At 40.5% G+C, this 10,626-nt stretch carries 6 protein-coding genes and 1 pseudogene; 5 read left to right on the top strand and 2 right to left on the bottom strand.

Annotated elements, in window-relative coordinates:
- Nucleotides 1-312 precede the first annotated feature (312 nt).
- Nucleotides 313-1,797, bottom strand: a complete 1,485-nt coding sequence (nifD, locus tag RMX98_RS31935; RefSeq protein ID WP_322681716.1) for a nitrogenase molybdenum-iron protein alpha chain — start codon at nt 1,795-1,797, stop codon at nt 313-315.
- Nucleotides 1,798-2,600: 803 nt separating this feature from the next.
- Here nifD and RMX98_RS31930 point away from each other — a divergent pair.
- The 5 genes and pseudogenes from RMX98_RS31930 (at nt 2,601) to RMX98_RS31910 (ending at nt 10,357) form a co-directional block, all read left to right on the top strand.
- Nucleotides 2,601-3,047 carry a GNAT family N-acetyltransferase gene (locus RMX98_RS31930; RefSeq protein ID WP_322681715.1) on the top strand — a complete coding sequence of 149 codons (447 nt, stop codon included), beginning with the start codon at nt 2,601-2,603 and terminating at the stop codon, nt 3,045-3,047.
- Nucleotides 3,048-3,214: 167 nt separating this feature from the next.
- A complete protein-coding gene (locus RMX98_RS31925) occupies nt 3,215-3,430 on the top strand; it encodes a hypothetical protein (protein WP_322681714.1) in 216 nt (71 codons plus the stop codon).
- Between the two features lie 313 nt (nt 3,431-3,743).
- Nucleotides 3,744-4,124 carry a hypothetical protein gene (locus RMX98_RS31920; protein ID WP_322681713.1) on the top strand — a complete coding sequence of 127 codons (381 nt, stop codon included), beginning with the start codon at nt 3,744-3,746 and terminating at the stop codon, nt 4,122-4,124.
- 389 nt (nt 4,125-4,513) lie between these two features.
- Nucleotides 4,514-4,638: pseudogene (locus RMX98_RS31915) on the top strand (IS1 family transposase); the annotation flags it as partial.
- Between the two features lie 283 nt (nt 4,639-4,921).
- Nucleotides 4,922-10,357 (top strand): AAA family ATPase, encoded by a 5,436-nt coding sequence (locus tag RMX98_RS31910; protein ID WP_322681712.1) that lies wholly within the window; start codon nt 4,922-4,924, stop codon nt 10,355-10,357.
- On the opposite strand, the gene RMX98_RS31905 is transcribed toward RMX98_RS31910, so the two are convergent.
- Nucleotides 10,347-10,541 carry a hypothetical protein gene (locus RMX98_RS31905; protein WP_322681711.1) on the bottom strand — a complete coding sequence of 65 codons (195 nt, stop codon included), beginning with the start codon at nt 10,539-10,541 and terminating at the stop codon, nt 10,347-10,349. The genes RMX98_RS31910 and RMX98_RS31905 overlap by 11 nt on opposite strands.
- Nucleotides 10,542-10,626 lie beyond the last annotated feature (85 nt).

Here is a 10,626-nt window from a genome sequence, read left to right as displayed (position 1 = left end):
GGGCATCAAATACAATCAGGGCTACTGCCAATTCGTTCAAATATAACTGGTGAATCAGCCGATAACCCGGTTGTCCTCCTAAATCCCACAAAAGTATTTCCCGCAATTCTTGGCGATATTAGTGAAGCATGAGCTTTTGAACCTCCTGATTCCGAAGGAGATGCATTAATAGTTGCTACTGCCTCGATGTAGAAGGAGCGGCATTATATAGCCCATGTTGCAGCCTGAGTTTTTACCATTTCCAGCCCCTGGCAGCCCTATTATTTGTATCAGGTGTGTCAACAATTGGTGTTGCTATGTCTATATTATTTCCTAACTAGCTTGATTCCAAGGAGTAGGGATCAATTGCCAAGAAGGGTTATTTAAAGCCATATCCATATCACGAGCAAAAATGGCAAAACCGTCATAGCTATGGTACGGTCCAGAGTAATCCCAAGAGTGCATCTGACGGAAAGGTAAACCCATTTTTTGGAAAACGTATTTCTCTTTAACCCCAGAAGCAACTAAGTCGGGTTTGAGCGCTTTAATTAATTCCTCAAACTCGTAAGAGGTTACATCGTCATAAATGATAGTACCGTTTTCAATATAGTCAATAGTACGTTTGTAGTCGTCATGATGAGCGAACTCATAACCTGTAGCCACAAGCTTCATACCCAAATCGTTGAATGCAGGAATCACGTGGCGAGGGCGTAGTCCGCCGACCATCAGCGCTACAGTTTTGTTTTCCAAACGCGGTCGATACTTAGCAATGACTGCATCTATTGTCGGTTGATACTTAGCAATTACCTTCTGAGCATTTTCTTGAATTTTGGAGTCAAATCTAGCAGCAATCTGTTGTAAGGAATTAGCAATCTCGGTGGGACCAAAAAAATTGTATTCTAGCCAAGGAATCCCATAAGCTTCTTCCATATGACGAGTAATGTAATTCATTGAGCGGTAACAGTGAATTAAATTTAGCTTCACTTGAGGTGTAAGCATCATCTCATTGAGAGTACCATCACCCGACCATTGAGCAATTACACGTAAACCAATCTCTTCCAAGAGGATGCGGCTAGACCAAGTATCACCACCAATATTATAGTCACCAATGATTGCAACATCATAGGGACTAGGTTCATGGTTGAGCAGCTTTCCTTGTTTTTTGGCACGTTCAGCATAAGGAAATAACCAGTCACGAACGGTGTCATTAGCAATGTGGTGCCCAAGAGACTGAGAAACACCACGAAAGCCTTCACAACGTACAGGAACGATGGGCTTGCTAATCTCTTTAGTAGACTTCTTAGCTACAGCTTCAATGTCATCTCCAATCAGACCAATAGGACATTCAGATTGAATGGTAATACCTCGGTTAAGTGGGAAAAGTTCTTCAATTTCTTTGATGATTTTGCTAAGTTTTTTGTCACCTCCGAATACAATATCCCGTTCTTGGAAGTCAGAAGTGAAATCCATAGTCCCAAAAGAATTGATGCCTGTAGTACCAATGTAGTAGTTACGACGACCAGACCAAGACCAGTAACCACAACCCACAGGCCCATGACTAATGTGAATCATGTCCTTGATTGGGCCCCAAACTACACCCTTAGCACCAGCGTAGGAACAACCACGAGCAGTCATACTACCAGGAACCGATTTAACGTTTGACTGAACGCCACAGTCTGACTCACCTTGTTGGTAAACATTGATTTGCCGATCTCGCTTTTGACGGGATTTATCAGGATAAGCTTTAAGAAGTTCCTCAATTAGTTGTTTTTTCTGTTCTACAATGCTAGTTTGTTGTTCATTGATATCCTTAGACATTTTTCTATCTCCAACGTATCTTGATTAGTAATTAGTAATTAGTGGTCAGGAGTACTGATGCCTAGAAGAAAAATTAACGTTCTGTGTAACAAGAGCATTTTTAGCAAGAAGCTGGGGAGCAAATTAGCTTTTTGTTTCCTCCCTTTGCTCTTGTTATTGTCTATGTTTATTTATTCCTGACTTATCCACAAAGAACAAGACCAAGACGTAATAAACAAATAAGAAGATTAGTTTAATTTTGGCTAATGGATTTACAAATTACCTGATACTTGCAACCAGCACTTTATTGTTCCAAGTGATAGATAAACTTTCTATTTCTTGAACTAAGGCTTAATTAGATAAAATTAAGCCAAATTGATAATCACAAGCGGAGAAGATAATCCAAGTCGGAGCAACAAAGTACTAAGCAAATTCACACACTTAATGCCAGTTTAAACGCAAAAAGATAACCTAAAGCCGTATGAAACAGGAAGGATGATGCAGAGAATTTTTTGACTTTAAAACTATCCTTAAGATAGATGCATATCTAGACATTATCATGTGGATAAATGTCTTGGCAAGCTTAAGAAAAAAATTTAAAGTTACCAAGCTCAAGCTTGTCTAATTTTATAGTTGCTTGCTCGTTAACTCTTAAACACTAATTTGTAAGCTCGCAAGCAATTAGCTTCTCCGGTCTGTTTTGAGTGATGGATGTATCAGAGAAAAGTAAAAACCTCTATCAATTCCCACAAATTGCTGTTGGCTTTGAGAATTTGTCAGCCTTATGCTTATGAGAGTTAACACATTTGCAGTAACTATTTGTTATGGTAACAGTCTCAGTTGCAACACTTTCAGATATACCAGCACTGCTCCCACTTCTGAGTTCCTTGTTCTCTCAAGAAGCAGAGTTCCAACCAGATGTAAATAAACAAACTGCTGGCTTGCAGGCAATCATTACGCAGCCTCATGTTGGAGCTATTTTAGTTGCGCGAGATCAAGAAAAACTCATAGGTATGGTGAACATTCTATTTACAATTAGTACAGCCCAAGGAGGATTAGTTAGTATCTTAGAAGACATGGTAGTAGATATTAATTATCGAGGTACTGGCATTGGTTCAGAACTCATTACTAGAGCAATCGAATTTTGTCGCATTCAAGGTGTATCTCGTATTACTCTTTTGACAGACGTTGATAATTATTCGGCAATTCATTTCTATGAATTGCATGGGTTTGCTAAATCACCGATGATTCCTCTGCGGCGCTTCACCTAATCAACTTTAGTTGCTGCTATCAATACGTTTTTTAAGCATTTTCCACAAGCGCACAGAGAAATTGACTGGAGCCTGGGCAAAATTTATTACCTGAAATTGAATCCATCCAAGATGTGATGTGAGTGTACTAGAAACTGTTTTGTCAGGGATAGAAACAACCGACAGGCTTGAAGCATTGTGTCAACTTTACCAATCGCTTACACCAGACACGCAACCCGAAGTTTAGCCAACCCACACCAGCCAAGCAATCGCTAGTAAAACTAGCTTTGAAATCTGAATGGGAAGCTCGCTTCGAGCAAAACTCGTTCGGTTTTCGACCAGGAAGAAGTGCCCATGAAAAAACGCTCTTTCCACACGGCGCTCTAAGTGAAGGCGGTAAGTGAGTGTACTTTGGAAATAAATTTCCACCCCAAACTCATCATTGGGATTGGGGTTTGCCTCGGCTTTGTTACACCCTTGATTTCACTACCCAGGAGCAAGATAATGTTGAACTCTCGGTCAATGTGATATTTTTTCTGTAACACTTATTATCTGCCTTACGATTGAGTACATTTTCCCTATCTCAATCACTGTAAGGCTTTGGATTTGGCACTCCTGACTAGTCTAAACTAAAATAAGCGCATCTGTGACTGCAACAAATTGAATTTTTCTTTAGTCTTTTGAACAGTCGTTTGATTTTTTAAGAAGGTATCTACTATGAATCGAATTCTCAAACGCGCATTTCTACCCAGTTTCATGGCTGCCAGTTTAACTGGAATCTCCTTAGTTCCTCTTCAACCAGCAGCAGCTAACGACCGGATTTTAGGAGATGCAGCCCTTGGTGCTGGTACTTGTATAGTAACTGGAGCTGCTAGAAGACGCGGTACTGTTTTACGCAATGGTGCTAAGTGTGCTGCGGCTGGTGCTGCCGTCAATTTGGTTGGACGTAAGAAAAAACGTAATTTAGGTAGAGATGCCGCAGTCGGTGCAGCAACTAGCGCCGGGGTTCGCGCTATTCTTGGCGGGCGCGAAGATGTGGCTGGCGATTTATTAGATGGCGCAGCAGCAGGTGCAACTATTAATATTTTGAGGAGATAAACAATAATTCGTAATCTCTAATTCCGATTTGAGAGTTTACGAATTTATCTTGCAACTTCTCTGCCAGGATTAGAGAAGTTGCTCCTACTAGATAGGTGGTTAGAAACTGCATCTAGACAAAGAAAACTCACGGAGGTGGGTTTCAAAACTTTAATTTTCGTAAGTCCATAGAGGCGGACGAGAGGCTGTGTAGCCACGAATTCCATTCACTGCGGCTTAGGTTGACACAAGTGGTGTTCGCCCAACCCAAACTGACGGTAGTATATTTATTGCAGCCGTTTCTGTTATCGAGCGATCGCTTGATTGTACAGCTTTTCTAGAATCGTCTCTGTGATCATTGACATCATCCGGGGCGTTGCAGAATAGAAATATGAATTAGTGCGATTGCTATGGAATGTCCAAGGTGTGCATAACCCATATTCGCAAAAATGGTAAACAAAGAGGTAAAAAATTACAGTTTATTGATTCTTATGAACCGAAAGGTTACTCAGAAGAAATCAAGCGCGAATGTTTAGTAGGCAAGAAGCCTCTTTGAGTTGTATTGAATTTTTTCATAAATCAAATATGAGTCCCAATACTTGTCGGTTAAGGGGAAAAGGGGAAGGGGAAAGGGGAAAGAAAAAACCTTTAACCTTTACCCTTTAACCTTTTCCCTAAACCCAACTCCGAGTTCAAAATCCAAAACCCGAGCAGTATTGATATGAGTCCTATAGCATTTCTAACAAGTGAGTTAGAAATCGTTATGATTTGGGAAAAATACTGTAAATCAATTAGTTTCTTTGCCAAAATTACTCAAAATGACTACAGTAGTTGAGCCACTTACCAAGATTCTGGGTTATCGAATTAGTGAGCGACTTTATGAAGGCTCTAGAACCCTAGTTTACCGAGCAATTCGCACGGAGGATCAAGTGCCAGTAGTCATCAAAATACTTAAACAAGAGTATCCATCATTTAATGAATTGTTGCAATTTCGCAATCAGTACGCCATTGCTAAAAATCTTGACTTTGGGGGTATTGTTCGTCTTTACAGCTTGGAACATTACCACAACAGCTATGCATTGGTAATGGAGGATTTTGGTGGTATTTCTTTACGAGAGTGGATACATAAAGAAATTAACAGCAATACCGGCTCCTTTTGGCCGCATCGCCTGAAAGCTTTTTTAGAAATTGCGATCGCTCTAGCAGCAATTCTTGATGAACTTTATCGCCACCGGATTATTCACAAAGACATTAAGCCTGCCAATATTTTAATTAACCTAGATAGCCAGCAGGTGAAGTTGATTGATTTCAGTCTTGCTTCCCTACTGTCTAGAGAAACCCAGGAAATTTATAGTCCGAATATTTTGGAAGGTACACTTGCCTATGTATCTCCAGAACAAACGGGACGGATGAACCGAGGTATTGATTACCGTAGTGATTTCTACTCGTTAGGGGTAACTTTCTTTGAACTACTTACCGGAAAATTACCTTTTCAATCTCACGATCCGATGGAAGTAGTTCATTGCCATATCGCTAAACAACCGCCAATTTTAGGGAACAGGGAACAGGGAACGGGTAACAGGGAAGAAATTCCGCAGGTGATTGCAAATATAGTGATGAAACTGATGGCGAAAAATGCTGAAGACCGCTATCAGAGTGCGTTAGGGCTGAAACATGATTTAGAAAGGTGTCTCAACCAACTGCAAACAAGCGGTCAGATTGAGCTATTTGAGATTGGACAACGAGATGTGTGCGATCGCTTTATCATCTCAGAAAAGCTTTATGGTCGCTATAACGAAGTAGCAAGTTTACTAGCAGCTTTTGAGCGAATTTCTCAAGCACGTAGTGAACTCATGCTAGTGGCTGGTTTCTCTGGTATCGGCAAAACTGCTGTGGTCAACGAAGTCCACAAACCAATTGTCCGGCAACGGGGCTATTTTATTAAAGGTAAATTTGACCAGTTTCAGCGCAACATTCCCCTGTCTGCTTTTTTACAATCATTTCGTGATTTGATTGGGCAACTGCTCAGTGAAAATGATACGCAATTAGATCGATGGAAGAACAAAATTATCGCTGCTTTAGGAGAAAACGCTCAAGTTATTATTGAAGTCATTCCAGAACTAGAGCAGATTATTGACAAACAATCGGCTGTCCCCGAACTCTCTGCAAGTGCTGCTCAAAACCGCTTCAATATCCTGTTTCAAAAATTTATCCAGGTGTTTGCAACAAAAGATCATCCTCTGGTAATCTTTATCGATGACTTGCAATGGGCGGATTCTGCCTCTCTCAAGTTTATACAACTGTTAATGAGCGAGATAGATAGCCGATATCTATTGCTAATTGGGGCTTACCGAGATAACGAAGTCTCTACAACTCATCCACTAATGCTGACGCTGCAAGAAATTGAGAAGTCACAGGCTACAGTTAATACTATTACTCTCACCTCGTTAGATATTTCGGCACTGAATCAGTTGGTAGCTGATACATTGAGTTGTTCCCTAGAGTTAGCTTTGCCATTGACAGAGTTGATATTTAGCAAAACTCAAGGCAATCCCTTTTTCACAATTCAGTTTCTCAAAGCATTATATGAAGATGGACTGATTGCATTCAATTTTCACGGCGGTTACTGGGAATGTGACATTGCACAGGTGCGATCGCTTACTCTTACCGATAATGTAGTAGAGTTCATGGCAGTTCAACTCCAGAAATTGCCCCAAGCTACTCAAGAGGTGTTGCAGTTAGCAGCTTGCATTGGTAACACTTTTGATTTAGAAACACTAGCGATCGTTTACGAACAATCCCCAACTCAAACCGCCAAGGATTTGTGGCTAGCTCTAAAAGATGGGTTAATTTTACCGCAGAATGATGTTTATAAGTTTTTCCAACAAGAAGTATTTTTGAGCGATCGCGAGTCATTGGTAAATGCTCAACCAGAAAAAATAACCACCAACTATAAATTTTTGCACGATCGCGTCCAGCAAGCAGCTTACTCATTGATTCCTTTAGACCAAAAGCAAGCAACTCACCTCAAAATTGGGCGACGGTTGTTAGACAATACATCAGCAGCAGACCAGCATGAAAAGATTTTTAATATTTTGAACCATCTCAACTTGGCTGCTGAACTAATCGATCATCCTGGTGAACGAGAAAAATTAGCCAATCTGAGTCTCATAGCGGGTCATCAGGCAAAGGCCGCAACAGCCTACGAAGCTGCACTGAGATATTTTAATACAGGTATGATGTACCTAGAACCGCAGAGATGGCAGACTCAGTACAATTTAACGCTCTCTTTATATTCAGCAGCCGCAGAAGCAGAATGCCTGAATACTAACTATGAGCAAGCCAATCTGTTAATACAGACACTTCTCGAAAATGTCAAGGATACATTACAAAAAGCCAGAGTTTACGAAATCAAAATTCAATCTTTAATTTCGCAATCTCAAATGCAGTCAGCAGTAGACATAGCATTAGAAGTTTTGCAGATGTTAGGTGTCAGTTTAGAGCAAGAAGCGATCGCCACCTTAGATATTGAAGCATTAATCAACCTGCCAGAAATAACAGATCTGGATAAACTAGCTGCACAGCGAATATTGATGACCGTTGCTCCTGCTGTGTTTCTAACTAATCCTCAGATGTACCCATCAATTATCTTTACAATGGTCAATCTGTGCATCAGATATGGCAATTCTAGCCTTGCTGCTTATGCCTATGTCACCTATGGATTATTACTCTGTAGTGGGGGGGATATTGAGTCTGGCTACAAATTTGGTCAGATGGCAATCAAGTTGTTAGATTGCTTTGATAGCAGGAAGCTGAAATCTAAAATTTACATGATGTTTAATAGCAGCATTCGCCACTGGAAAGAACATTTTCAAGCCACATTGGAACCTTTACAGGAAGGATTTCAGCTTGGGTTAGAAACTGGAGATTTAGAATTTGCTTGCTACAATGCTACGACATATTGCGATTTTTCTTTTCATACTGAGTTAGAGCTAGAAACAGTCCTTGGCAAGCAAACTCTGTATACTGAAATTATTCAAAATTTAAAACAAGAGTATCAGCAAATTCAAAGTCAAATCAGTAGACAATTTCTCTTAAATTTAAGTGGTCGCGCAATTGATAATTTGCGTTTAGTGGGTGAGAGTTGCAATGAAACAGAAATGTTGCCAATTTGGATTAAATATCAGGTAGGCTTTATCTTATTTTTTGTATATTTCTACAAATTAATTCTTGCCTATTTATTTGGAGCTTATACTGATGCGATAGAAAATTTGCGACTAGCCCAACCATATCAAAATGGTACTAGAAATAGCATTCATTTTGTAGAGTACAAACTGTATTCGTCTCTATCACTCTTGGCGCATTACTCAGATGTATCAGCCAGCGAACAGCAGCAATATCTCCAACAGGTAGCTGAAAATCAAGCCTTGATGCAGCATTGGGTAACTCATGCGCCAATGAACTATCAACATCTGTGGTGTTTGGTGGAAGCAGAAAGAAACCGGGTGCTAGGTAACAAAGCCTCTGCCATCGAATTGTATGACCAAGCTATAGAAAATGCTAAACAGCAGGGCTACATTCAACCAGAAGCGATCGCTAATGAACTCGCCGCCAAATTCTATCTTAACTGGGGCAAACAGCAGCTCGCACAAAACTACATGATTGAAGCTTATTACTGCTATACCCGTTGGGGAGCTAAAGCCAAAGTTACTGATTTAGAAACTCGTTATCCTCAACTTTTATCCCCTATCCTCGAAAAAGGATCTTGCCCTATCTCTAGCAATGAAACAATCATTGTCTCTGGTCGGGGAAGTTCTCATAATTCCTCTTCTTCAGATAATATTAGTGCCTCTGTTGCTTTAGATTTAGCATTAATTCTCAAAGCCTCTCAAACTCTTTCGAGTGAAATTAAATTAGAAAAACTTGTCTCTAGCTTACTACACGTTACTCTAGAAAATGCTGGAGCTGATAAGTGTGCATTACTACTATCTGAGAACGGTAGTTTGATAGTGCAAGCGATCGCCAATATAGATAATTCTGTAACACTACTCCATCCACAAGCAATAGAAGAAAGCCAAGAAGTACCCTTGAGCTTAATCAATATTGTGAAACGGAGTTTGCAAGCATTGGTGATTGTTGATGCAACTGTGCATCCTAGATTTACGCACGATCCATATATTCAGCAGCACCAGCCAAGGAGTATTTTGTGTAGCCCAATTTTGCATCAAGGGAAGTTATTGGGCATTTTGTATCTAGAAAATAATCACTCTATTGGCGCATTTACTGACGATCGCGTTGATATATTGAACCTTCTTTGTACTCAAGCGGCTATTTGTCTGGAAAATGCCCGTTTGTATCAAAAATCATTGCAAAATAGTCAACAATTACAGCGATCGCTGCAAGACTTACAGCAGATGCAGTTGCAATTAGTGCAGAGTGAAAAAATGTCAGCCTTGGGAAATCTTGTGGCTGGTGTTGCACATGAAATCAACAATCCCGTTGGCTTTATTGCTGGCAATATTGAACCAGCAAAAGATTATGTTCAAGATTTGTTCGGGTTAATCAACCTCTACCAAGAAAAGTTTCCCGATCCTGGGCCAGAAATAGAAGATGAAATTGAAGCGATCGACTTAGAATACCTGCGCGAAGATTTACCGCAGTTGCTCGATTCCATGAACTTGGGTGCTAATCGTATTCGTAGTATCAGCAACAGTTTGCGAACTTTTTCCAGAACTGATCGAGATTACAAAGTACCTTTCAACATTCATGAAGGTATTGAAAGCACAATTTTAATTCTCAGACACCGTTTGAAAGCTAATGAATTGCGTCCAGCAATTGAAGTGGAAAAAAATTATGGTGTACTACCTTTAGTGGAGTGCTTCGCTGGACAACTCAATCAAGTCTTTATGAATTTGTTAGCAAATGCAATTGATGCCCTAGACGAATCTAATTTAGGGAAAAGTATGGCAGAGATCGCTGCTAAACCTAATTGTATTACTATCCAAACCTGTGTAGCTCAATCAGGTCAGCACGTTGTGATTCGGATTGCTGACAATGGTGTAGGAATGCCTCAGGAAGTTAAACAGAAAATCTTTGACCATTTGTTCACTACCAAAGCTGTGGGCAAAGGAACGGGATTAGGATTGGCTATTGCTCGTCAAATTGTAGTGGAAGCTCATGGCGGCATAATTGAAGTAGATGTCATTCCGCACGAGAAAACGGAGTTTGTAATTACACTGCCAATTAAAGTGTAATACTTGGTTGTTGAGTGCCGTTAACCAAGCGATTCTCTTGGCGATGCCTTCGGCGGGCTACGCCTACGCCCAAATGTTGGCCATAGTCGGTTGGGCAAAGATTACCCGCAGGCGTAGTATCACGTTTGATTTTTGGAGCGATGGCGATCGCTTGGTCAAGTCGTCGAAGTACATTCCCAAGCACTTGCTAAGTCGAGTTCAGGAGTTGGAGGGGGGAAAGCGCCAGTTATATCGTGTCCGGTTAAAGACTTATCATTTAGGCAGCAGGG

It is taken from the genome of Nostoc sp. DedQUE02, from assembly GCF_034531035.1.
Lineage (GTDB): Bacteria > Cyanobacteriota > Cyanobacteriia > Cyanobacteriales > Nostocaceae > Nostoc.
The sequence above is the reverse complement of the archived record's forward strand: the minus strand, read 5'-3'. Positions and strand labels throughout refer to the sequence as shown.